This window comes from Peribacillus sp. Hz7 (assembly GCF_042136355.1).
Lineage (GTDB): Bacteria > Bacillota > Bacilli > Bacillales > DSM-1321 > Peribacillus > Peribacillus asahii_A.
Genome location: NZ_JBHHJV010000005.1, coordinates 85,328 through 109,519 on the forward strand (window position 1 = coordinate 85,328; position 24,192 = coordinate 109,519).

Annotated in this window: 27 protein-coding genes and 1 pseudogene; all 28 read left to right on the forward strand. The window is 37.9% G+C overall.

Annotated features, from left to right (window positions below):
- The first annotated feature begins 58 nt into the window (after positions 1 to 58).
- The 28 genes and pseudogenes from ACE199_RS09290 (at position 59) to ACE199_RS09425 (ending at position 23,980) form a co-directional block, all read left to right on the forward strand.
- Complete coding sequence (locus tag ACE199_RS09290; RefSeq protein WP_375349507.1) at positions 59 to 1,453, forward strand: ATP-dependent helicase ComFA; 1,395 nt, start codon at positions 59 to 61, stop codon at positions 1,451 to 1,453.
- Positions 1,454 to 1,487: 34 nt separating this feature from the next.
- On the forward strand, positions 1,488 to 2,138 hold the full coding sequence (locus tag ACE199_RS09295) for a ComF family protein (protein WP_375349508.1): 651 nt from the start codon (positions 1,488 to 1,490) through the stop codon (positions 2,136 to 2,138).
- Between the two features lie 99 nt (positions 2,139 to 2,237).
- Positions 2,238 to 2,648 carry a TIGR03826 family flagellar region protein gene (locus ACE199_RS09300; protein WP_375349660.1) on the forward strand — a complete coding sequence of 137 codons (411 nt, stop codon included), beginning with the start codon at positions 2,238 to 2,240 and terminating at the stop codon, positions 2,646 to 2,648.
- 212 nt (positions 2,649 to 2,860) lie between these two features.
- A complete protein-coding gene (flgM, locus tag ACE199_RS09305; protein ID WP_375349509.1) occupies positions 2,861 to 3,124 on the forward strand; it encodes a flagellar biosynthesis anti-sigma factor FlgM in 264 nt (87 codons plus the stop codon).
- A gap of 76 nt (positions 3,125 to 3,200) precedes the next feature.
- Complete coding sequence (locus tag ACE199_RS09310; RefSeq protein WP_375349510.1) at positions 3,201 to 3,674, forward strand: flagellar protein FlgN; 474 nt, start codon at positions 3,201 to 3,203, stop codon at positions 3,672 to 3,674.
- Between the two features lie 24 nt (positions 3,675 to 3,698).
- Entirely contained in the window at positions 3,699 to 5,333 is a 1,635-nt protein-coding gene (gene flgK, locus ACE199_RS09315; protein WP_375349511.1) for a flagellar hook-associated protein FlgK, read from the forward strand.
- An 18-nt stretch (positions 5,334 to 5,351) separates the two neighbouring features.
- Positions 5,352 to 6,254: a flagellar hook-associated protein FlgL gene (gene flgL / locus ACE199_RS09320; protein WP_375349512.1), complete on the forward strand. Its 903-nt coding sequence runs from the start codon at positions 5,352 to 5,354 to the stop codon at positions 6,252 to 6,254.
- 44 nt (positions 6,255 to 6,298) lie between these two features.
- Positions 6,299 to 6,850 carry a DUF6470 family protein gene (locus tag ACE199_RS09325; protein ID WP_375349513.1) on the forward strand — a complete coding sequence of 184 codons (552 nt, stop codon included), beginning with the start codon at positions 6,299 to 6,301 and terminating at the stop codon, positions 6,848 to 6,850.
- 17 nt (positions 6,851 to 6,867) lie between these two features.
- Positions 6,868 to 7,317: a flagellar assembly protein FliW gene (gene fliW / locus ACE199_RS09330; RefSeq protein ID WP_375349514.1), complete on the forward strand. Its 450-nt coding sequence runs from the start codon at positions 6,868 to 6,870 to the stop codon at positions 7,315 to 7,317.
- Positions 7,317 to 7,547, forward strand: a complete 231-nt coding sequence (gene csrA / locus ACE199_RS09335; RefSeq protein ID WP_375349515.1) for a carbon storage regulator CsrA — start codon at positions 7,317 to 7,319, stop codon at positions 7,545 to 7,547. Before fliW ends, csrA begins: the two co-directional genes overlap by 1 nt.
- 143 nt (positions 7,548 to 7,690) lie before the next feature.
- Positions 7,691 to 9,109, forward strand: a complete 1,419-nt coding sequence (locus ACE199_RS09340; protein ID WP_375349516.1) for a flagellin N-terminal helical domain-containing protein — start codon at positions 7,691 to 7,693, stop codon at positions 9,107 to 9,109.
- A gap of 123 nt (positions 9,110 to 9,232) precedes the next feature.
- Positions 9,233 to 9,625 (forward strand): hypothetical protein, encoded by a 393-nt coding sequence (locus ACE199_RS09345; protein ID WP_375349517.1) that lies wholly within the window; start codon positions 9,233 to 9,235, stop codon positions 9,623 to 9,625.
- Positions 9,615 to 9,974 (forward strand): hypothetical protein, encoded by a 360-nt coding sequence (locus ACE199_RS09350; RefSeq protein ID WP_375349518.1) that lies wholly within the window; start codon positions 9,615 to 9,617, stop codon positions 9,972 to 9,974. Before ACE199_RS09345 ends, ACE199_RS09350 begins: the two co-directional genes overlap by 11 nt.
- A 166-nt stretch (positions 9,975 to 10,140) precedes the next feature.
- The gene (locus tag ACE199_RS09355) at positions 10,141 to 10,485 is read left to right on the forward strand and encodes a flagellin (protein ID WP_483878202.1); all 345 of its coding nucleotides are present in this window, start codon (positions 10,141 to 10,143) and stop codon (positions 10,483 to 10,485) included.
- A 570-nt stretch (positions 10,486 to 11,055) separates the two neighbouring features.
- Positions 11,056 to 14,304, forward strand: coding sequence for an Ig-like domain-containing protein (locus tag ACE199_RS09360; protein ID WP_375349520.1), 3,249 nt, complete (start codon positions 11,056 to 11,058; stop codon positions 14,302 to 14,304).
- A gap of 460 nt (positions 14,305 to 14,764) precedes the next feature.
- A pseudogene (locus ACE199_RS09365) lies at positions 14,765 to 14,878 on the forward strand (flagellin); the annotation flags it as partial.
- A gap of 68 nt (positions 14,879 to 14,946) precedes the next feature.
- Positions 14,947 to 15,237 carry a hypothetical protein gene (locus ACE199_RS09370; protein ID WP_375349521.1) on the forward strand — a complete coding sequence of 97 codons (291 nt, stop codon included), beginning with the start codon at positions 14,947 to 14,949 and terminating at the stop codon, positions 15,235 to 15,237.
- Positions 15,238 to 15,611: 374 nt separating this feature from the next.
- Complete coding sequence (locus ACE199_RS09375; protein ID WP_375349522.1) at positions 15,612 to 17,918, forward strand: hypothetical protein; 2,307 nt, start codon at positions 15,612 to 15,614, stop codon at positions 17,916 to 17,918.
- On the forward strand, positions 17,918 to 18,214 hold the full coding sequence (locus ACE199_RS09380; RefSeq protein ID WP_375349661.1) for an EscU/YscU/HrcU family type III secretion system export apparatus switch protein: 297 nt from the start codon (positions 17,918 to 17,920) through the stop codon (positions 18,212 to 18,214). The genes ACE199_RS09375 and ACE199_RS09380 overlap by 1 nt, the downstream gene beginning before the upstream one ends.
- Before the next feature lie 55 nt (positions 18,215 to 18,269).
- On the forward strand, positions 18,270 to 18,692 hold the full coding sequence (gene fliS / locus ACE199_RS09385) for a flagellar export chaperone FliS (protein WP_375349523.1): 423 nt from the start codon (positions 18,270 to 18,272) through the stop codon (positions 18,690 to 18,692).
- A gap of 23 nt (positions 18,693 to 18,715) precedes the next feature.
- Positions 18,716 to 19,537 (forward strand): flagellin N-terminal helical domain-containing protein, encoded by an 822-nt coding sequence (locus ACE199_RS09390; protein WP_375349524.1) that lies wholly within the window; start codon positions 18,716 to 18,718, stop codon positions 19,535 to 19,537.
- A gap of 66 nt (positions 19,538 to 19,603) precedes the next feature.
- Positions 19,604 to 20,041, forward strand: coding sequence for a YaaR family protein (locus ACE199_RS09395; protein WP_375349525.1), 438 nt, complete (start codon positions 19,604 to 19,606; stop codon positions 20,039 to 20,041).
- Between the two features lie 88 nt (positions 20,042 to 20,129).
- Positions 20,130 to 20,483, forward strand: a complete 354-nt coding sequence (gene flaG, locus ACE199_RS09400) for a flagellar protein FlaG (RefSeq protein ID WP_375349526.1) — start codon at positions 20,130 to 20,132, stop codon at positions 20,481 to 20,483.
- A 12-nt stretch (positions 20,484 to 20,495) separates the two neighbouring features.
- Positions 20,496 to 22,106 (forward strand): flagellar hook-associated protein 2, encoded by a 1,611-nt coding sequence (locus tag ACE199_RS09405; protein WP_375349527.1) that lies wholly within the window; start codon positions 20,496 to 20,498, stop codon positions 22,104 to 22,106.
- A gap of 26 nt (positions 22,107 to 22,132) precedes the next feature.
- Positions 22,133 to 22,534, forward strand: a complete 402-nt coding sequence (fliS, locus tag ACE199_RS09410) for a flagellar export chaperone FliS (protein ID WP_375349528.1) — start codon at positions 22,133 to 22,135, stop codon at positions 22,532 to 22,534.
- Entirely contained in the window at positions 22,534 to 22,878 is a 345-nt protein-coding gene (gene fliT / locus ACE199_RS09415) for a flagellar protein FliT (protein WP_375349529.1), read from the forward strand. Before fliS (ACE199_RS09410) ends, fliT begins: the two co-directional genes overlap by 1 nt.
- A gap of 10 nt (positions 22,879 to 22,888) precedes the next feature.
- Positions 22,889 to 23,275, forward strand: coding sequence for a DUF8042 domain-containing protein (locus ACE199_RS09420; RefSeq protein ID WP_375349530.1), 387 nt, complete (start codon positions 22,889 to 22,891; stop codon positions 23,273 to 23,275).
- A 162-nt stretch (positions 23,276 to 23,437) separates the two neighbouring features.
- The gene (locus tag ACE199_RS09425; protein WP_375349531.1) at positions 23,438 to 23,980 is read left to right on the forward strand and encodes a fructose-2,6-bisphosphatase; all 543 of its coding nucleotides are present in this window, start codon (positions 23,438 to 23,440) and stop codon (positions 23,978 to 23,980) included.
- The last annotated feature ends 212 nt before the right edge of the window (positions 23,981 to 24,192 follow it).

The window sequence follows — 24,192 nt, forward strand, 5'->3', positions numbered from 1 at the left end:
GGATGAAAAAGGAATCTATAACAATACGTCGAACTCTTTAAAAAAGGAGGTTGAACATGTGAACACGATTTCTCATTCCCCGCTTTCTATCCCTCAAAAAGCTTATTCCACTGAACTTCAGCATCATTTATTTGGCCGGCAATTGTTAGCGGCTGAAATTCCGTTTTCCCTCGATGTACTTGAGACACATATTGAACAAGGTTATGTCGCAAAAACGTTTGGCGTTGAATTGGATTATTGTATTCGATGCGGTAATCGAGACAAGCAGTTATTTTATACGTTTCCATGTGCGATATGCGGGCAGCTCTGCACGTATTGTCGTTCGTGTATTATGATGGGGCGTGTGAGTGAATGTACGCCGCTGTATACGTGGACCGGTCCGGCTTATGATTTCCGTGTTCCGAAAAGTGTGATGAATTGGTCAGGTACACTTTCAGAAGGTCAACAAACTGCATCGGACCGAATGAAACAAGCCATTCTTCATCAAGAAGAGCTTCTCGTTTGGGCCGTTTGTGGAGCTGGAAAAACAGAAGTGCTGTTTGCAGGAATCGAAGCAGGGCTGCTCGCTGGAAAGCGAATTTGTATCGCAACGCCGCGAACAGATGTTGTACTGGAATTAGCGCCTCGGTTGAAAAAAGCATTCCCATTTATCGAAGTAGCTGCCCTTTATGGAGGCAGTGATGATCGACATAAGCTAGCGCCGCTTACCGTGGCGACGACACATCAGCTCTTTCGCTTTAAAGAAGCATTTGATGTCATGATTATTGATGAAGTCGATGCTTTTCCGTATTCGATGGATCCCTCGCTTCACTATGCGGTACAAAAAGCGAAGAAACAGAAGGCTACGACCATTTATTTAACGGCCACACCATCGAAACAAATGAAAAAGCAATATCGAGGTGGCAGACTTCAAGCGGTCACTATTCCGGCGCGCTATCATCGCCAGCCTATTCCGGTCCCTGAGATGAAATGGTGCGGCAACTGGGCGAAGCAGTTTCAACAAAAGAAAGTTCCGCATCCCGTTCAAGATTGGGTGAATGAACGCATCGAACGCCAAACTCCTATTTTATTATTCTTCCCAAGCATTGCGGTGATGGAAACTGCCCGCCCTCTCTTTCAAAACCTCCCAGCCGTTTATGCCGAGCACCCGAATCGGAAAGAACGCGTGCAAGCATTACGAGACGGTGAACTGCAGGGTTTATTAACAACGACGATTTTAGAACGAGGTGTGACGATTGAGCGTTTAGAGGTCGCGGTTATTGGAGCGGAGCACGAAGTTTTTACGGAAAGCGCTCTTGTCCAAATTGCCGGCCGCGTTGGACGCAGTTTCGCTTACCCAACAGGGAACATTACTTTTTTTCATTACGGAAAAAGCAAGGCAATGGTAGAAGCGATCAAACATATTACATCGATGAATGAAGAAGCGAGAAAGCGTGGGCTTCTCGATGGCTAATTGCTATATATGCTATGAAAAAATGAGAAAGCCGATGACATGGACAAGTTTATTTTTAAGACAGCCTAAAAGCTATATATGTTCAAATTGTGAGGCGAAATTCTCTTGGATTTCTGGAGAAACATGCGCGATTTGTTCGCGTGAGCTCGATGAATCCTTTCGGCGGGATCAGCTTTGCTTAGATTGCGTAAGATGGGAGAATAATCCTGAATGGGCCGGATATTTAACGAAAAATGTCTCACTGCTTCATTATAATGATTTTTTAAAAGAGTTGATTGCGAAATATAAGTATCGCGGTGACTATGCTTTAGCGGAAGTGTTGGCGCCATTCATGAAGGAATGCCTGCAACAGGTAGAGTACGACCTCATTACGGTTATTCCATTAAGCAAGGACCGCCTGCAAGAGCGCGGTTTCAATCAAGCCCAAGCTTTACTGGATGTGCTGCAGATAAACAGTACAGAGCTGTTAACGCGTATTCATACAGAAAAGCAATCAAAGAAATCGCGTCAAGAACGAATCAATTTACCGCAAATTTTTAAAGTGAAAAACCGAACAGCTATACAAGGGAAAAACATTGTCATCGTGGACGATATATACACAACGGGCTCTACCGTTCGGCATGCAGCTAAAGCATTGAAGCTTGCCGGAGCAGAAAAAATCGAAACAATGACCATTGCTAGGTAATATTTTTGCCGAATGTCTAAAGCATTTGGTATTTTATTCGATATAAATAGTACAAATGTACCTTTTTTAGTGGTTGAGGGGGAAAAGAACGTGAATGTAATGAATTGCCCAAACTGTGGGATACTCTTTGTGAAATCGAAATTTAGAGATGTATGTGAGGCTTGTTATAATGAAGAAGAAAAAAAGTTCGATGAAGTATATCAATTTATTCGCAAGCGCAGCAATCGAACAGCGACGATAGCACAAGTAGTAGAAGCGACCGACGTTGAAGAAGACTTAATCCTTAAATTTATTAAAACAGGGAGATTACGAATATCACAATTTCCTAATTTAGGTTACCCTTGTGAGCAATGTGGGACGTTAATCCGTGATGGCCGAATATGTGAGACATGTACGAAGACATTACGAACAGAGTTGAAGAGTCTTGAAAAAGAAGAGCAGCGCAAGCGTGAAATGACAGAGCAGGAAAAGAAAGTTACTTATTTTGTGAAACAGAAGTTACAAGAATAGAAACTGCAAGGAGACTTGCAGTTTTTTATTCATACTAGGTATTTCTTCTTACCAGAAAAATGGTGAAATGTATCGAGGAAAAGATGCTTTGAAACAATAAAAAAAATGAAGATGTGGCCGATAATAGAGGTAGGAGAATCAACAAACGATGATGAACGCAATATACATCGTTTGCTAAAAAACGAGTTGACCAAAGGGGGAGGCTTTGAAAAATGAAAATTCATTCTTTTGGTGTATCGAGGGTAAATCCTTATAATCTGCAAGCGAACAAAATGAACAACGAGAAGCTTTCTCATAAGAAAGCAGTCGATAAATTAGAGATTTCTTCGGAGGCTAAAGTGATGCAGCAAGGCTCCAGTATTCAAGCTGAAAGACAGGCAAAAATAGAACAGCTGAAGCGCCAAGTAGAGAATGGCACATATACGTTGGATTCAAAGGCCACAGCTAAAGGGATTATCGATTATTTTAAACGTTAATCAAACGTTTGATTAAAAAGGGCGGATGGCCGTAATGTTCATCCGTCCATCATCTGTGTATAGAGGAGGAATGGAGATGTCCGCACAGCCAATCATCGAGGCACTCGAGCAATTAATTAAGCTTCACAAAGGCTTTAATAAACTAGCGAGTAAAAAAAAGAACATCATTATAGAAGGTGACACGGACGCCCTTACCGCTCTTTTGATTGATGAACAGAAGTATGTGAAAGCTATTTCACAAATAGAAACCAAACGACAAGAAGCTGTTCAAACGTTCTTGAAACGTCCCGAAAACGCTACTACACTGAATCAGGTCATTGAAGAAGCACAGCCAGAGGAAGCGGAAACCTTACAGCGTTTAAAAATAGAGCTTCTAGAAGAAGTAACACAATTAAAAGAACAAAATGAGTTGAATCAGCAATTGCTCGTTCAGTCCTTGCAGTTTGTGAATCTATCATTAGATGTATTGCGACCGCAAGACCGAAACTATAATTACGGCAACGAGCAGGCACCGAAGCCATCCATCAGTATGTTCGATTCAAAAGCATAATACATAGAAAGAGAGGGTACATACATGGTTTCAACTTTTATGGGCTTAGAAACATCAAAGCGAGCACTTAGCGTTGCTCAATCTGCCCTATATACAACAGGCCACAACGTTGCCAATGCCAATACACCTGGATATTCACGTCAGCGTGTAAACTTAACACCAACGGACGGTTTTCCTACTCCAGGAATGAATAGTCCAAGAGTTCCGGGTCAATTAGGAACGGGGGTTGAAGCGGGTTCTGTACAACGCATTCGTGATAGTTTTTTAGATGCACAATACCGCAGCCAAAATAGTAAGATTGGTTATTACGCTTCTTTAAGTGAATCATTGACGAAGATGGAAGAGATTTTGAATGATCCGTCCGAAAGTGGTTTATTGAATACGATGAGTAAATTTTGGAATGCTCTAGAAGATTTAACAACAAATACGGATAATGCCGGAGCGCGAGCGGTTGTAGCATCATCTGGGACAGCGGTTGCTGAAACGTTGAACTACTACTATAATGCCTTAACGAGTGTTCAAGAAGATATTCGTTATCAAATTGGTGTAGAGGAAAGTGGAATTAATACGATTATCTCTAATATTCAGCGAATCAATGAAGATATTAGCAAAGTCGAACCGCACGGCTTTATTCCAAATGATTTATATGACGAGCGCGATGTATTAGTCGACCAATTATCGCAGCTTGTCAATGTGAAAGTATCTGCTGTGTTTCCAGACAAATACGGAATTGCAGATAAAGCAGTCGCATCAGGACTTTATAACATCGAATTAATTCAAGAAGACGGTTCTTCTTATATGCCGCCAATTAACTTAATCAGTGTGAATCATACGGGCCTTGTTGGCACGGAAAAGATTGAAGTCCAAACTGATAAAGCAACTGGTGCTGTTAGCGGTGTGAAGATTGGTGATACGACGTTATATGAATATAAATTTTCCGGGACATTAGCTGGGGTCATTGAGAGTGCGGGATATGTAAATAAAAATGCTAATGGACAACTTCTAGATGCTAAGAATCAAGTTATAACTGATCCTGATGCGTCGGCAGTAGTACTAGGCAAATATCCAGATATGCTACAAAAGCTGAATAATATGACGGAAGCTTTTGTGAGTGAGTTTAATCGAGTTCATAAACAGGGGTATGTTTTAGGTGATAATCCGACTCAAGGTGGAGACTTCTTTGAAATTACACCCGGAAAGAACGCAGCAGAAACTATTAGAGTGAATGCTGATATTATTAAAGATCCGTCATTAATTGCTGCTGGTGGAAAAAGTGGAGCTTCTGGAGATAATGAGAATGCTCATAATTTAGCGGTTATTAAATCAAAGAATTTTAATGATTATGAAGATGATGATTCAACCACATCGTCATCATTGGCATCTAAAGGATTAAATGGAACGTTCGATGCCTATTACTCAGGAATCATTGGCAACCTCGGTGTTGATTCTGCTAGTGCGCAAAAGGATTATTCAAATGCTACCATTTTAGCAACTTCAGTAGATAAGAACCGTCAATCGGTGAGTGCTGTTTCTTTAGATGAAGAAATGACTGATATGATTAAGTTCCAGCAAGCGTATAATGCATCGGCACGAATGGTAACGCTAGTCGATGAAATGCTTGATAAAATTATTAACGGTATGGGAACAGTGGGTAGATAAAAGGTGAGGTGAAGGTAGATGCGTGTAACACAATCGATGCTTTCCAATAATATGATGCGTAATATTAGTAACAGCTATAATAGGTTAGCTAAGCTACAAGAACAAATTATCACACAAAAAAAGTTCTCTAAACCATCGGATGATCCAGTCGCAGCGATGATGGGTATGAACTACCGAACAAGCTTGAATAAAGTAGAACAATATTCCCGTAATATTAGTGAAGCAACTAGTTGGGTGGAGACCACGGATTCAGCTTTAGGAGAAGCGATTTCCGTACTGCAACGAATGAGAGAGTTAACGGTACAAGCTAGTAATGGGACGTATGAATCAAACCAAAGAGGAAGTATCAACGAAGAAATTGAGCAGTTGAAACAACACTTAATTGATATTGGGGATACTCAACTTGGCGGGAAGTATATTTTTAATGGGTATGATACGAATAAGAGACCGTCGGATACACTAAAAGTTGACGCTGATGGAAATGTTATTTCAGAACTTAAGTATGAAAGTCAAGAAATTCAAATAGAAGTATTCGATGGTATTAAGATTCCTATTAATACAAGTGGACAGGATACGTTTGGAAAGGCGCTTCAAACAGGTGGTACCATTGATAAATTAATGAAGAGTTTAGAAGGTACAGACGAAGCAGATATTACTAATCGATTAGCAGATCTCGACCAGACGATTGATGATTTTCTTAAAGCACAAGCAAAAGTTGGTGCCAAGCAAAACCGAGTCGATTTGATGACGGATCGTCTTGGCCAACAAGAAGTATTTGCTCAAAAAATACTTTCTAGCAATGAAGATGTAGATATGGAAAAAGTTATTCTCGACTTTACGACACAAGAAAGTATTCATACAGCTGCATTAAGTGTTGGAGCGAAAGTCATTCAGCCTAGTTTAATTGATTTTTTAAGATAAAGCTATTCTATATGGATAGCTTTTTTCTATAAGAGGTGAAATACATGCTACAAATTAGAATGCAGTCTACATTTATTCAAACAGGCTTACAAATTGAAGACCCTGTTCAACGTATAGAACAACCAAAGGCGATTCAATCCATTGAACAACCGAAAGCGATCGTAAATATGGAAACGACTCCAGGAAAGCTGACAATCGATCAAACAGAAGCATGGGAGCAGATGGATATTAAGCATATTTCCAAACGGACGGCAGAATATGCACAGGAAGGGAAGCAAAAATTATTAGAAGGAATCGCACGACGATCCCGCCAAGGCGATGAAATGATGCATATTGAAAGAGGCGGTAATGTCATCAAGGCTCATGCCAAAGAAAATAGTGAACGACCACCGAAACAATTTAATATCGGTTGGATTCCATCGCCATTCAGTGTCAAAATGCACTATCAACAAGCGAAATTGAATATCGAGGCTCAAGCTCAAAAACCAATCATTGACGTTCAAGTTCAAAAGCCAATTCATGACTATACACCAGGTGATGTCAAGGTGAATGTTATCAGAGAAAATTCTTTAGACATCGATTTTGTAAATGTATAAGAAAGTAGTGATAAACGATGAAGATTTTAACAAAATTTCATGGTGAAATAGAAATAAACGAAGAAGACATCTACATATTTGAGAGCGGGATTCCGGGATTTTTAGAGGAGAAACAATTTAGCCTACTAACATTAGATGAAACGCCGTTTTTCGTGCTCCAATCGATTACAAAGCCAGAAGTTGCTTTTATTATGACGAATCCGTTTGAGTTGTTCTCAACTTATGAAGTGAACCTTCCTGACGAAGTACTAGCCGATTTACAAATCCAATCAGAACAAGATGTAGCGGTATTTACGATTTTATCTGTACGAGAGCCATTTGAAAAAACAACCGCAAACCTACAAGCACCTATTATTCTAAATCACACGAAGAAATTAGGAAAACAATACATCATGAAAACAAACAACTATACAACTCGCCATAAGCTCATCCCACCTCTAGTCGCCACAAAACAGGAGGTCAAATAATGCTTGTACTTACTAGAAAGTTAAACGAATCGATTATGATTGGTAATGATATTGAACTTACAATCTTAGCTGTTGAGGGAGAACAAATTAAACTTGGCATTAAAGCACCAAAGCATGTCGACATTCACCGAAAAGAAGTGTATTTGTCTATTCAGCAGGAAAATAATCAAGCCCTAAACGCACAGTTCAACACTTTGACAAATTTAAGCGAGTTTTTTCGAAAAAAATAAAATAATGTACTAAATAAACGATATTCAAGGCCGATATTAATGATGTAAGGTTGAATAGTGATATGGGCGGCCGACTTAGTCACTATTCAATCAAAATAACCACATGGACGTGGGAACTTAAAACTCAAGGAGGAAATACAATTATGATTATCAATCACAATATTGCGGCGCTAAATACACATCGTCAATTATCAAGTGCTACAGGTGCACAAGGTAAATCAATGGAAAAATTAGCTTCAGGTCTTCGTATTAACCGTGCAGGAGACGATGCTGCTGGTCTAGCAATTTCTGAAAAAATGCGTGGACAAATTCGTGGTCTCGATATGGCGGCGAAAAACTCTCAAGATGGTATCTCTTTGATTCAAACTGCTGAGGGTGCATTAAATGAAACTCACTCTATTCTACAACGTATGCGTGAATTAGCCGTACAATCTTCAAACGATACAAACACTGATGCTGATCGTAAAGAAATGCAAAAAGAAATTAGCCAGTTAAAAGATGAGGTTAACCGTATTTCTGAAACTACTGAATTCAATACTAAAAAACTACTAAACGGTAGTGTTGGTAATACAGGAAATATTACTACAGACAATCATGTTCTTGGGAAAGTAAGTGTTGTTAATTCAGATTTAAAAGCTGACACATATACAGTGACAACAGCAGCAGCTGGTACTGTGGGTATGGATATTAAAACTAACACTACTGGATTAGCAGACACTGATTTTGATTTAAATACAGATGCAAACATTGATGGATTGAAATTAGGAGATTACAGTATTGAATTCAAATCCACAGGTGTTGCTAATACATTTGATATTACTTTGAAAAATAGCGATGGGGTTGAAGTTGGTTCATTAGCTGGATGGACGGCTGGTGGGGGAAATGCTACTATTGCTGGTAATCTTCCAGATGGAACAGCTACAAAACTTACACTAACAGACCCAGGTGCTGCTGGCGTAACAGAAGGTAAAATGGAATTTAATCTAAATGCAACTTATGCTACTGCAGGTGATTTTGCAATTACAAATTCAGCTGGAGGAACTCAGTATTCAAGTGCAACTAACTTAAAGATTACTGATAATAGTTTTGAGGCAGGCGGTTTAGAATTTGACCTATCTGTTGACTCAGTATTAGCAGCTGCTGGTGATTCAACAATTGTAACTACAAATAATGCATTAACTATGCATATTGGAGCAAATGAAAATCAAACAATGAAAGTCGACATCAATCAAATGGATACTGGTAAATTAGGTGTTAAAGATGTTGACGTAACAACTCAAAGCGGTGCGGAAACAGCTATTACATCTATTAACAATGCAATTGAAAAAGTTTCTGCAGAACGTTCAAAATTAGGTGCTTTCCAAAACCGCTTAGAACACACAATCAATAACTTAGGAACATCTTCTGAAAACCTAACTGCTGCAGAATCTCGTATCCGTGACGTAGACATGGCGAAAGAAATGATGAACCAAACAAAGAATTCTATTCTTTCTCAAGCTGCACAAGCAATGTTGGCTCAAGCAAACCAACAGCCACAAGGAGTTTTACAACTTCTTCGTTAATTTTAGATTATTTGAAAGAGACCCTAGTTTTTGAACTGCACCCCAATTGTTAGACACAACTAACAATTGGAGGTGCAGTTTTTCTATGACAAATATTCTTTTGAATTGAAATTGCAGGCAGTTTTGGCTTATCTAGAAGGGAAGGATCTTTTCAAAGCTGTAGCGAACCATACAGAGTTTAATACGTTAAAAATGCTGAATCGCGCATCCGTTTCACCTGAGTACGAGAATCTTATTCAAGGGATTAAAGATCGCTTAGCCTACTGGTTAGATGACTCACTCACGGCATTTAGTTCGTATTTAGGGATTTCTCTATCTGGAACCAAAAATATGAGAGTAGAATTTTATGAGGATGTGTCTGCATCAACCGCGGCCTCCATGGGAACCTCAGACGGTGGAGCATCTTTAGTCCTTCGGTTTGATCTTCCGAAAATTGCTCAAGTATATGATTCTACGGATGCTAGTTGGGAGCAAATAGATGCCTTAGTAGCTCATGAGGTCATACATGGTCTTTGATAACTTTTCTCAAGTGTTTACTGGAAATGTTGATACATGGTTTATGGAAGGGATGGCAACAGTTTTGCAAGGCGGCGTTGGATTTTCGAATGGCCCTCAATCCAGTACAACGGTTCGAGCGTCAGGAACCTCTCTCGACACATGGAGTGGTGAATATGGTGCAACGTATGCAACTGTGATGACACTTCATGAAATGACAAGTGATGGATTAGCCGGTGACGGAACAATCATAGATTTTTGTTCTACCGATGCCTTCCTCAATTGGTTTAATAACACAGGTAATCTTGTTAGAAATGCTTATTTAAATAGTGAGTCTGATTTTGACAATACAGGGAGGCGGATCTATTGATAGTAGGCAAAGGAATGTTCGAAACGTGACTTTTCCTAATGTTATTGCGAATGATACGACGATGGACAATGCTAATAATTTTACCTTAACCTATGCAGATGCAGGATTAAGTGAAGAAAACTATTTTGTGTTTCACATTGGAGCTAATGAAAAACAAATGATGAAAATGGGAACGATTGATATTACAACAAATGGGATTGGTATAAGCGACATTTCATTTCTTACAAGAGATGAGGCGGAAAAAGGAACTACCACGCTAGATCAAGTGATTCAAAAGGTGCCAGGCTATCGTAGTATGTATAGGGCTATCCAAAATAGGCTAGAACATATAATCAATAATCTAAATAATTCTGCTGAAAACCTAACGATAGCCGAATCTCGAATTCGTGACGTAGACATTGAGAAAGAAATGATGACTCAAATGAAGCATTCAATTCTTTCTCAAGCAGCACAAGCAATGTTGGCTCAAGCAAAGCAACAACCACAAGGGGTTCTACAACTTCTTCGTTAATTCTATAAAACATAGGATTCCGGTTATTTAGGATCTTATGTTTTAATTCATAAGCTTGTTTAGATATTCTAAATAGAGACGGACTAATTTGATTCAACTCTATAAAGAGTAAAACATTCAATCTGAAAAATAAAATATCCATTTTTTATATGTTTTGTATTGTTGAGACTTCAACAACATTTAGAAAATGGTTTAATTGCGATATTCTGCAGGCATATGAAAATTTACGGGCTAAATCTTTTGTCAAACCTCCTTAGCGAAGTATAAGATGATTTCCAGATTGTAGCTTTTAACCAGCTTGTGATTCGAGGTGGGGATTTCTTACTTTTTATCTCAAGTTGAACTAGGGCATGTAAGCAATAAGCGATGAGTGCTATAAAATCAGTCGTTTGTTTTTAATTATTTTTGATGAAATCGTTCTTTTAGCCAAGGAACACGCTAGGGTGAGAGGGGAGTCTCATTATCTGATTGATGAATTTGATGGTTCTAGGAATCTCTAGAGTATTTTTTTTACAGTACCTATAGTATAATAGTAATAGTTAATTAATACTAGTTAGGAGGGAGATTAACATGAAAAAAATAATGAGTGCAATTCTCGTTTGTTGTTTAATATTTACACAAGGTATTGCTTATGCCATTAATGTGGAAATCCCGGATCCAACCCCGGATCTTCAAGCGCCAATCATCAATGAGATTAGTGTATCAAGTAACGAATTATCACCAACAACACCAATTAAAGTTATAGCAGATATATCAGATGAGTTATCTGGATTTAACCAAGGTACTATTACATATACAAAGCCTACTAATCAAACGTTAACTGTACCATTTGTATTAAATTCAACAACGGGAAAGTATGAGGCTTCTATTACTGTTCCAGAAATAGATGTAGAGGGAGAATGGAAAGTTTCAAGGATTTATCTTCAGGATAAAAAAGAAAATTATGTATATTTGTCTCATTTAGCTACTCAATCAAATGGTGAAAAAATTGATTTTTCAACGTTAAATCTAAATGTAACTGGTGTTACTGATCCACCAGTATCAACAGATAAAGAAGCACCCGTGTTACATTCTATTTCTGTTGGCTCTCAACAATTAAGTGTAAATGAAAAGATAGAAGTAATTGCAGAAGTGACAGACAATGAATCCGGTGTTTCAACCGTACGTGCAAACTATAAAAAGCCAAGTGGTGCTTCACAGTCTATTTATTTATATAAGAATGCAGCAGGTCAATTCGTAGGTTCTCATACAATCGGAAAATATGAAGAAAGTGGTGAATGGGTTCTTTCCTCAATCTATATGAGTGATAAAGACGGTAATTCACAAACTATTACAAATTATATAGATGGAGAAAGTAATCAGAAAAACTTGGATCATTGTAAAGTGACTGTAGGTGGAACAACGATTGATTCCGAGGCACCTATATTACAAGAGATTTCTGTTATTTCTCAGCAAATAAAAGCGAATGAAAAGATTGAAGTAAGAGCAGAAGTAACAGATAATGAATCTGGTGTCTCATCTGTCAGAGTTACGTATAAAAAACCAAGTGGTCAATTACAATCATTTTATCTATCTAAAAATGCAGAAGGTCAATTTGTTGGATCAGTTACAATTGGTCAATATGAAGAGCGAGGAAATAGAATTCTGACAGCTGTTTACTTACGTGATGCTGTTGGAAATAGTAAAGAGATTACTAGTTATTTAGATACAAATAATAATGTTAAAGATTTCACTCACTGTACAGTTGAGGTAACAGGAACAACTCCGGATTGGGAAGGACCAGAGTTTACGAGTGGGAAAATTAGTGTTCAGCAAATTTCTTCTACCCAAGCAGCTGTAAAGCTGATAATTGAAGTAGAAGATAGTTTATCAGGGATTACGAATAGTTCACTTACTGGTATATATAGGAAGCCGATGAGTGGGAAGCTGTTGAATGTAAACTTTTTAAAGCAGAATAATCAATATACTGCTACGATTTTATTTGATAAGTATGACGAAATAGGAGAGTGGGCACTAGAAAATTTAGTTATACGTGATGCGGTTGGTAACTATAATACTTTAAAAAAGATAGGTAATCATTCTTTTTCAGAATTTAATATTAATGTGATGGGGAAAATTACTGTCACACCAGGAACTTATAATAGCATTTCTTTTGAAGCACCCGAAAGTTTAAATGAAGGACAAACCTATCAGCTAAAACCGATGTTGAGGTCTAGTAATGCTGATGTGATGGATATAGATATTACAAATGATTCTATAACAAAGTATTCAACAACTAACTCTAAATTATTAACTGTTAATTCTACAGGGCTTGTGACAGTCCCAGATGAAGCAGGTTCTGGTTTTGTCATTTTAGAAGTATCTTATGGAGAAATACAAAAGCAAGTACAAATTAAAGTGAATAACGGCTCGATTGAATCGTTTTTGCAAGTTTCTCCACTCTCGACTACATTACATCCGGGGCAGACTGAACAAATGAAAGTAGTTGAGATTAACGATGATGTAAGGAAAGATATTACAGGATCTTCAAGTGGTGTTACTTATACAAGTAGTAATCCAGCACTCGTAACAGTAACTGAAGATGGCCTTATTCAAGTTGCTTCCGGAGACATTCAGGGAAGCGCAGATATTCATGTGGTATACAATGGTCTAGTAGCCAAAACAATGGTTAAGGTTTCAAAACCTGTGGTAAAGTCTTTAGTTATTTCACCGCGTGAAGAAACTCTCTCTGCAATTAATAATAAGCTACAATTAGTTTTAAAAGCGTTTATGACTGATGGTACAACTAAAGATGTGACAGCCAGCAGTAAGGGAACGAAGTATACAAGCAGTTCATCAGCACGAGCCACTGTAGATGGCGAAGGAAAAGTAACGATTGTGCCAAATGCCCCGGCAGGGAATGTGACGATAACGGCAACGAATGGCAACTTTAAGGCCACAAGCATAATTACGGTAGAGGAAGACCCATCGACAGTGGTGAAGAACATAAAGGTAACGCCAGGAACAGCGACATTGAAGGCAGGAGATACCCAGCAGTTAACCGTTAGGTTGGTCATGGGAGATGGCAGTGAAAAAGATGTGACAGCCAGCAGTGAGGGAACGAAGTATACAAGCAGTACTACAGCACGAGCCACCGTAGATGGCGAAGGAAAAGTAACGATTGTGCCAAATGCCCCGGCAGGGAATGTGACGATAACAGCAACGAATGGCAACTTTAAGGCCACAAGCATAATTACGGTAGAGGAAGACCCATCGACAGTGGTGAAGAGCATAAAGGTAACGCCAGGAACAGCGACATTGAAGGCAGGAGATACCCAGCAGTTAACCGTTAAGTTGGTCATGGGAGATGGCAGTGAAAAAGATGTGACAGCCAGCAGTAAGGGAACGAAGTATACAAGCAGTACTACAGCACGAGCCACTGTAGATGGCGAAGGAAAAGTAACGATTGTGCCAAATGCCCCGGCAGGGAATGTGACGATAACGGCAACGAATGGCAACTTTAAGGCCACAAGCATAATTACGGTAGAGGAAGACCCATCGACAGTGGTGAAGAACATAAAGGTAACGCCAGGAACAGCGACATTGAAGGCAGGAGATACCCAGCAGTTAACCGTTAGGTTGGTCATGGGAGATGGCAGTGAAAAAGATGTGACAGCCAGCAGTAAGGGAACGAAGTATACAAGCAGTACTACAGCACGAGCCACCGTAGATGGCGAAGGAAAAGTAACGATTGTGCCAAATGCCCCGGCAGGGAATGTGACAATTACAGTGAAGAATGGAACAATTTCTGAAAAAATTATTATTACTGTGATAAAATAGTATTACTAAAGGGATGGAGAGTCTAGGAGTAAACTATAACCAGAATAATGGGAAACACGGGGACGAATCTCGTGTTTTCCTAATTCTTACCAACTAGTTTCGGTTACAGGCATCATCCAATAATTATTTATGAAGATAGATTTAACTTGGTCAATAAAAGTGCAAACGGTTGTTACAGTGACACCCCGAAAAATCCTGTTTCACAGTTTTCTTACCACAACGATAACCGTGACGGTTTGAAAAAAGAAAAGATTGGGCAATCAGCAGCCAAGCTCCTGTCTCGAAAGAGTGGAGAAGGTTCAACGACTAGGATAGACCATCTAAGGCGAAAGCTATGATGATGAAATTCATAGGTGAAACAATGGTCATTAGCATTGTGAATCCGAAGTGCCCGCCCCCTACTAGATTGATAGAGGGTGAAGATATAGTCTAGTCATTTATGAAAGTAAATGTTCGCACGATGGCGAAAGAAATGATGAATCAAACGAAGAATTCTATTCTTTCTCAAGCAGCACAAGCAATGTTGGCTCAAGCTAACCAACAACCACAAGGAGTTCTACAACTTCTTCGTTAATTTTAGATTGTTTGAAAGAGGCTTTAGTTGTCTCTTTCGAATTTTAAAGGGATAAGAAGGTGAAACCAATGGAAAGATTGATAGAACTGTGGGACAAAAAAGAGAAATTAAGAGGTTTGTCGCGACAGGATAGAGAAAACATTATTTTGCAGGCTCAGTTTGGTAAAACCTGTGAAGAATGGGGAAGGCTATTTCCTAACGTTCTTAATGAAAATGGAATAGGTACCAAAAGAACTATTTCTGGAATCACTTATTTTGATATGAATATGAATCATATTATCGATACAAAAGAACTACAAATAAGGTTAAAAGACTTTTTAGATGGCGAGTTTGTTGAACGAATTAGCTTTGACTTGTAACTAGGGATTTTCTAGTAAGAGAATTGTATCTACAATAAAAATAAGTATATATCATAATATTGAGCGTTCATGTACATGATGTTCACAATGGGGCTTCTCTCTTCGGAAGGAAGTCCTTTTTCTATTTTGGAGGAGGAATCGTAATCGTGAAAAATCAATCAGCAAAACGTGTAAACGTTGTTAGCCTAAAGCTAGTGAAAGAATCAAACTTAAATTGTGTCACAGTGACATTTTGAAATGTGGGTATCCTGTTAATAAAACTGTGTATCAGTAATAGTTACTTTCCCTCAATATTTTCCACATATATCCCCGTGAAAATCCCTTATTTTTAACCGATACAATAGGTAGGACAATTAGAACGGGGTGCGTATTAGATGCAAATTCAAAATCAGATCGTTTCACCAAATTTAGCAGCCAACCTTCCTCAGCTTAAAGTAGGGGATACGCTACAGGTGATGGTGAAGGAGAGAGTCGATAATCAGAGTGCAATTGTTTCTATGAAGGGAACGACAGCAATGGTTCAGTTTGAAGGTGGTATTCCTGAACAGGATAAGGTTTTTGTTGAAATCACAGGTAAAACGGCTAAAGGAAATTACATAGTGAAGATGTCTGATCAAGTGTTAGAGTCTTCATCTTCAGGAACGAATACTTCTCAGGAAACAGATTCAAACGTTGATGAGGCAGTGAAGGCCTTTACATCACGAGGTGTATCGTTATCAAAAGAAGATATCGCTTCAATCAGAGAGTTTTTAACAGGTGGAAAAGGGTCCGTTGAGCAAAAGATGGAAGCGTTGCGTATGATGGCTCAGAAGCGTATTGCGATTTCTAAACATACGTTACAAGCTGTACATGAGGCATTAAATGGTCGACCTTTATCATCGACTTTAAAGTCTGTCTTAGATGAACTGGGGGTTAACTATCAACCTAATCGAGTATCATCGACAAAAACGCTTGAAAGAGTTCGAGCGGAAATTCAACGTGAACCGGATTTATCGAAAGTGATGAAGGTTATCGAAGATTTTTTAAAAAGTACAGATTTAGATGTGGCCACAAAACGTTTATTGGAAACTAGTCTTTCAGAAGCAAAACGATTAGCTCAGTCTGGTCAATCGATAAATGCTAGAGTACAACTGATTCAAACGTTTATTGCATTGGAAAAACAAAATATGAGTGTTGGTATCGCGCAAATTGAGGAATCATCGGTAACAACAAAGCCATCCATAAACAATAGTTTGGAAGAGGCAATTCAGAACGTAGTGAAAGATGTGCAGAAAGAACCATCGTTAACCAAAGTATTAGAAAAAACAGCTGCTTTGATTGCAGAATATAGTTCAAATGAAAACATTGAACAATTAAAGCAAGCCTATGAGAAAGCGCAACAGTTACAAGAAAACGGTCGGGAATTAGCGGCAAGGCGTGAAATCTCTAATGCGCTAACGAAGTTGGAACAAAGTGTGGTGGGCCAGTTCCAGCAAGTTACGAAAAACACAGTAACAGAAGCTGAACAATATGCCATTAATGAAGCGGTACAAACATTGAAACTAGATTCACAGAATGTTTTAGTAACCGAAATTACAAAAAAATTATCGCAATTAGCGATTGATTTTAAGCAGCTGAAACAAGAAGTAGCGAAAAATTTAGATAATGTTTCGAAAATGCTGGAAAACCGAAATATTCTTCCACAGGCGAATGTGAAGCAAATTCTTGAAGCTACGATTCATAAGCTAGACAACGCTATTTTAAAAGGTGATTTTCTACTTTATACAGATATGTCAACAGAAAAGAAGTTGCTTTCAGCGAGTTCTCAACTAGCTGAAGCAAAGAAATTATTAGCGAAAGGTGAAACAGTAGAGGCGAATCGATTGGTAAAAGAAGTGAAAGCCAATATTGAAGCAATCTTATTTAAACCTTCCAATGCCAAAGTAAAGCATTTTGTTTCCGATAAGCTAGGTTTAGAGAGTTTCTCTTCTTCTAAACAGCTAACAAGTACACTGAATCAGGTCGTTCAACCTTTTTCTGGAGGTGGTTCTTCTTCACGCCAAATGTATGAGGCGATTCGGAGCCTTGGGTTAACTCATGAAACAGAAGCGGGTTTTTCACTTGTATCGAAATTAGCTAAGCCAATGGAAAACATTCAAAGTGAAAATGTGAAAGCTACTCTATTAAAAATGATGAAGAATGAAGAGATGAAGCCACAGATGATGCAGCAAATAGAGCAAGCAGTGAATAGCATTACTGGGCAACAATTGTTGAATAAACAAGACTCTTCGGGAATGCAAAATTTATTTTTCCAGCTTCCACATTTGATAGAAAAGCAGGTTGAGAATATTAAAATCTATGTCAATTCTCGAAAAAATGGCGACAAAATGGACTGGGAAAACTGTAGTCTTTACTTTGTGCTCGAAACGAAGAAATTAGGAGAGGTTGGCGTTCTTTTATCGTCTACTGAGAAAAATGTGAGTCTGACGTTTAAAAGCAATAAAGATCGCTTAGCTGAAAAAGTTTCTAATTTAACAGAAGCAACTCAAGAACGTTTTTCTGAAATAGGTTATAACTTGAATACAATGAACGTGAAACCGTTACATGAGAAAGACGAAGTGTCAAACATGATGGAAAGGGCTAAAAGTGAAGCGGGGACAACACCTGATTTCACGAAGAAGGGGTATGATTTTTCAATATGATGAATTCGATGTATTTTAATCAGAAAAATAGAAAGAAGTTTAGTGGACCAACAGCGGCTGTCATTCGCTATGATGAAGGTCAGGATGCTCTACCGACTGTTGTCGCACATGGTAGTGGGCAAGTAGCGCAAAAAATTATGGAACTTGCGAAACAAAATAATATTCAAATGCAGGAAGATGAATCTTTAGTTGGTACGTTATTAAATATTGATTTAGGAGAATCGATTCCACCGCAGCTATATGCGGCGATTGCAGAAATTCTTATCTTGCTGGAAGAACTGGACCGTAGCTATTAAGAATGGCCACCTTAATCCGATATTTATAGTAGTTAACTAAAAGGTGGAGAGACAAGTGGAATTTCTCACGAAGGATCTAATTTATAACAAAACGTCTCAACAATTAACGGCGTTTTTATATGAGGGCATACTTGAGAACTTGGAAGAGGCTATGGTTCTCATAGACGAGCAAAATTACATAGAAGCGAATCGGAAATTACAAAAAGCGAATGATATTCTCTATCGTCTTGGCATTGGTCTGAAGTACGAGGCAGGCCCAATTGCAGAACAATTAGATACGCTATATAACTTTATGGCGAATGAATTAATTGTAGCCAATATTAAAAAAGATAAACAAAAAATTCAAGGCGTTCTGAAAATCGTTGAAGAAATAGCAGGGGCTTGGAATAAAGTGATGAACAAGATGCCAAGCCCTGGACAGAAGATTAATAATAAAGTAGCAATGTACGAATCTAACATTATGAGAATTAATCAATAGAATACGGTAGTGGAGGAATAATAATGAAGATTAATCATAATATTTCAGCATTGAATGCGTATCGAAATTTGGCTGTGAATAATAATAATGTGTCAAAAAACTTGGAGAAGCTGTCATCAGGTCTACGTATTAACCGAGCGGCAGATGATGCGGCTGGATTGGCGATTTCTGAAAAAATGCGTTCGCAAATTCGTGGATTGAATATGGCAGAGCGCAATGCGTTGGACGGGATTTCTTTAATTCAAACAGCTGAAGGAGCTTTATCTTCTACACATGAAATTTTACAACGTATGCGTGAATTAGCGGTACAAGCAGCTAATGGGACAAATACAGATGTAGATCGAACAGCTGTCCAAGAAGAAATCGGACAATTAAAGGAAGAAATCGATCGAATTGCTAAAACAACTGAGTTTAATACGAAACCATTATTGGATGGATCTGTAGAAGTCGGTAAAGAGATAGTATTACAAGTCGGGGCAAATGAGAATCAAACTGTTAAATTAGCAATAAATAATATGAATTCTACAGAGTTAAAGATTGATAGCCTAGATCTTACAAAGCAAGATGAAGCAGAAAAGGCGATTACTATAATTGATGGGGCAATTAATTTAGTTTCTGAAGAACGTTCTCGTATGGGTGCGATGCAAAATCGTTTAGAGCATACGTCAAATAATTTAAAATATATGTCAGAAAATACAACGGCTGCTGAATCTCGTATTCGTGATTTGGATATGGCTTTAGAAATGACAGCGTATACGAAGAACAATATCCTGATTCAATCAGCTCAAGCGATGTTGGCTCAAGCGAATCAATTGCCTCAAGGGGTTTTACAATTATTAAAATAAGCTCAATAAAAAGGAGAGAAGAAACTCTCCTTTTTATACTATATTCTGTGTAATTAGGTGATTAAAATGGAAGTTCAACGAATTAGTAAGGCTACTCTTGGGAACGTAAAGGGAAAAGAGGAAGTTGCCAAAGACTCGATTCAATTTCAAGCGATGATGGATAAAAAGCGTCAAGAAACAACGTATGATCGTTTAACAAAGAAAGTTGCTGAAATTGAAGAGCAAGGAAAGAAGCTAGCGGACAATCATACGGTTGAGAATTTACGTAAATATAAAAAAATGGTTAAAGACTTTATGGAAGATGCGGTGAAGAACGGTCTTGAACTAACCGAGCATCGGGGGTTTAATCAACGTGGTTCAACAAAAGTGTATAAGCTTGTTAAAGAAGTGGATAAAAAGCTAATTGATTTAACGAACGAAGTACTAGACAAAGAGAAGAATAGTCTTGGGATTCTAGATCTTGTCGGCGAAATTAAAGGGATGTTAATCAATATTTATACGTGACGTTGTCATTTAATCAAACGATTGATTGAAAACAATCTTATTTTTTCCGATATAAACAATAATCATCTAAATATCGGAGGCGAACATTATGCTAGATCATCTTTCTACAAATGTTCTTTCCTCACAACTTAGAGCGGCCATCTCAGAAGGAATGAATGACTATTTTCAAAATGAAGCAAAAGTTATAAATGAGACGACGTACAGCCAACAAAAAGTAAGTAAAGAACAAGTACAAGAAGCGGTGGACGGGTTAAATCAATTTTTACAACCAACTCATACGTCTATTCGCTTTGAGTATCACGAACAGTTAAATGAATACTATGTCAAAGTAGTGGATGATAAAACCGATGAAACAATAAGAGAAATACCTTCAAAGAAACTATTAGATTTCTATGCAGCGATGACGGAATTTGTTGGACTAATGGTAGATAAAAAAATATAAGAGGGTGATTGTATGGTAATGCGAATAAGCGGTTTAGCGAGTGGAATGGATACGGATGATATTATATCGAAATTAATGACAGCGCAACGTGTTCCTTTGGATAAACTATATCAAAAGAAAACATATACAGAATGGCAAAGGGATGATTATCGTACGATTAATACGGCACTATCGGAATTGGACCGATTGATTAATGACGGAGTTGGAAGACAAAGTTCTTTTATTAAAAAAACGGTAAGTGTTTCGAATTCGAATGCTGTGTCTGTCAGAAATGTGAATTCAACAAGCGATTTTTCAGGGACGATTGAAGTAAAAGAACTTGCGACTGCGGCGACGATGGTTAGTAAGGAGCCATCAACGATAACTGATTCCACTCAGAAGTTCGGAGAGGGGCATGTTTTAGAAGGGCAAACAATTAAAATAAAAGCAATCAATAAAGATGGTAGCTTTGATAGGAATACAGATGGAACTGATAAGTGGTTCGAATATACGATTACGAAAGATGATTCGCTTCAAAGTGTTATTGATAAGATTAATGCGGGCTCTGGAGTTAATGCTTTCTTTGATGAAAAGACAAAACAATTTTCGATAACGGCGAAGAATACAGGAAATGCAGGGGGGGAAGAGGCCGCAATTCAATTAAAAGCAGTAAAAGCCGATGGTACAGAAGTAACAGAATCAGGGGAGAATTTTTTTACAGATATAATGAAAATGTCGGCAGATAATAATGAGGCAGCTACAGCCAATGTGAAAGATGCTTTAGGCAATGATCGTTTAGATTCTTTAGGTAATCCTATTAAAGCTGGAACAGTAGGTACAAACGCTTCTGTAACCTATAATGGTTTGGATATTACTCGATCCTCCAACACATTCAGAATCAACGGTGCTGAGTTTACGCTTAAGGAAAAAACAACGGGTCCTGTCACATTCTCATCCACTGCTGATGTAGATGCCATTTTTGATACGGTTAAGAAGTTTGTGGAGAGTTATAATGGCTTGATTGCTACAATTAGTAGTAAAACGAGTGAAAAGAAAAACTCTAGTTATCTTCCGTTAACAGATGCACAAAAGAAAGAAATGACAGAAGATCAAGTGGAAAAATGGGAAGAGCAGGCTAGAAAAGGTACTTTGCGTAGAGATTCTACATTATCCAGTTTGCTTACAAAAATGAGAACATCTCTTTATGCAGAGGTAAAAGGCACATCTTTGGGATCCTTGACTAAAATCGGTATTACAACAACGGACAACTATCTTGAGGGTGGAAAACTAAAGATTGACGAAGAGAAGCTTAAAGCGGAAATCGCAGAGGATCCCAATGCTATTTATGAATTGTTTATGCAAAATGGAGATTCAAAAGATGGTAAACAAGGAATAGCCAGGAGATTAAGAGCGGATCTTGGTGCTGCGATGAAAGATATTAGTGAAAAGGCTGGAAGTGCTTCGTCGGTCAATAGTTCCTTTACGTTAGGAAAATTGTTAAGTGACTATGATAAAAAGATTAATAGTTTTGAAGAACGTTTAACTGCTCTTGAAACACGATACTATAAGCAATTCACAGCAATGGAAACAGCTATTAATAAAGCAAACAGTCAAAGTGCTTCTTTAATGCAATATTTTAGTTAAGAAAAGTAAGAAAGGATGAAATGATGATGGTCATGAATAATCCATATCAGTCATATCAACAAAATGCGGTGAACACAGCATCGCCAGGAGAGCTGACATTAATGCTTTATAATGGATGCTTAAAGTTCATTACATTGGCTAAAAAGGCAATAAGTGATGGAAACGTAGAAGGGAAAAATACAAATTTAATCAAGGCTCAAAATATCATTCATGAATTTATGGTTACGTTAAATATGGACATACACGTTTCGAAAGAATTAATGGTGATGTATGATTACTTACACCGTCAACTAGTTGAAGCAAATATTAAAAGTGACTTGGCTATTTTAGAAGAAGTAGAAGGTTTTGTAGCGGAACTTCGCAATACATGGAAGGAAGCAATTCAATTGAATCGTCAAAGTCAATTTGCGACGAGCGGACAAGCTTAATGGAAGCTCTTCAAATGTTTTATGAAGCAACAAATGAGTTAATCCAAGTATTACAGCAAGGGGAAGGAGATCGGGATGCTCGAATTGAACAGATACAGGCTTTGCTTAATCAGCGAGAAGAGCTGTTGAAGTCTATTCACCCGCCATTTTCTGAGCACGAACAAGCATTAGGTAAGCAGCTTGTCCAATTAAATCAACAGGTAGAGCAGTTGCTGCAAAAGCAGAAACGGGAGATTCAACAAGATATGAAGCAGCTTAGTCTTCAGAAGAAATCGAATCAGAAATATACGAATCCCTATGAATCTCTTGCAACAGATGGTGTATTTTACGATAAACGAAATTAGGAGCACAACGATGATAACCTTAACAGAAGAACAGTATCAATTAATTCAACAATATACAGAGCTTGTGCGTACAGTAAATGAAGCCTTTACTTATGTTGTGACAAGTTTTGACGATTTGTCCTATACAGAAGGGGATACGGTATTAAGTGATATTTTTACAGCACTTCAGCAACTAAGTGGAGCGAATTCGCAGCTTACGATCTTATTTAAGGACCTTGACGCTGTGAATGAGTCTATTATGCAATTTTCTCAAGTTGTCGAAGGCGTAGATAAACTAGATTCTGTCTGGGGAAATGTTGAAGCTAGACAACAATTTATTCGAGAAACATTAGCTCCTGCTTATACATCTTGGAGTGAGCATGTTCTACATGTTTTACAACCTTATGCAGTAGCGTGACCGCTTGAGTTTCAAGCGGTCTTTTATAAGGTGTATTTAATTGGCGATGTTAAATAAATCTGTTGATATGTAATTTTTTCGAACGTTCATTTTCAGAGTAGTGACAATGAATTTGGTTAATTTGAAAGAGATTTTAAACTATTTTTAATAGGAGCTGCTAATATGAAGAAATCATTCTTATTATATATATTCATAGCTTTATTACTTGTCGGTTGTACAACAGCACAAGAAAATGATTCAAAGGAAGTTCGAGGAAATACGGGGCAAGCGGAAGTTGAACATACAAACGATACAAAGACAACAGCTTCAAATGAAGCATCAGAATTATCGACACTAACATTATTCAAAACAGACGCAGATTACCAATATGTTGAACCGTATCAATTAGAATACGATGGAAATGAAGATGAATTAGTTAGATTTATTTATGAAGAAGTCAAGACATCTGGAGTAGAGCTAATAGATTTTACATTTGAGAATAACGAAAAGTCATTGGTATTAAATTTAGGTGATGGTATCTATAATGTCCAAGGTTCAGCAGGTGGTTTCTTATTTGCTGGAACGCTTGTAGAGTCATACTTTGCAAACTATCCAAATTTGCAACAAGTAACATTTATTCATAATGGTTCATACGAGGCAATTTTAGACCATCTAATGGTAGGTGAGCCTTATACCCGTACAGATGCAGCGTTTACAAACGAATAATAAAGATTCTAAACACTCAAAAACCGAAATAAAAATAGGCTTAGTTCCGCTGAAATAGAACGAGCCTATTTTTATTTGGTGTAAAGCAACATTAAAGTTTAACAGAGCTATTTAATTAAAAGAGGATACTATCAAAAATGTAATCGTTCACAGTCTTTTCATTATTACTTTTCAGAAAATTCTGCTATAATAAAGGTAGAGAAAGATACAAC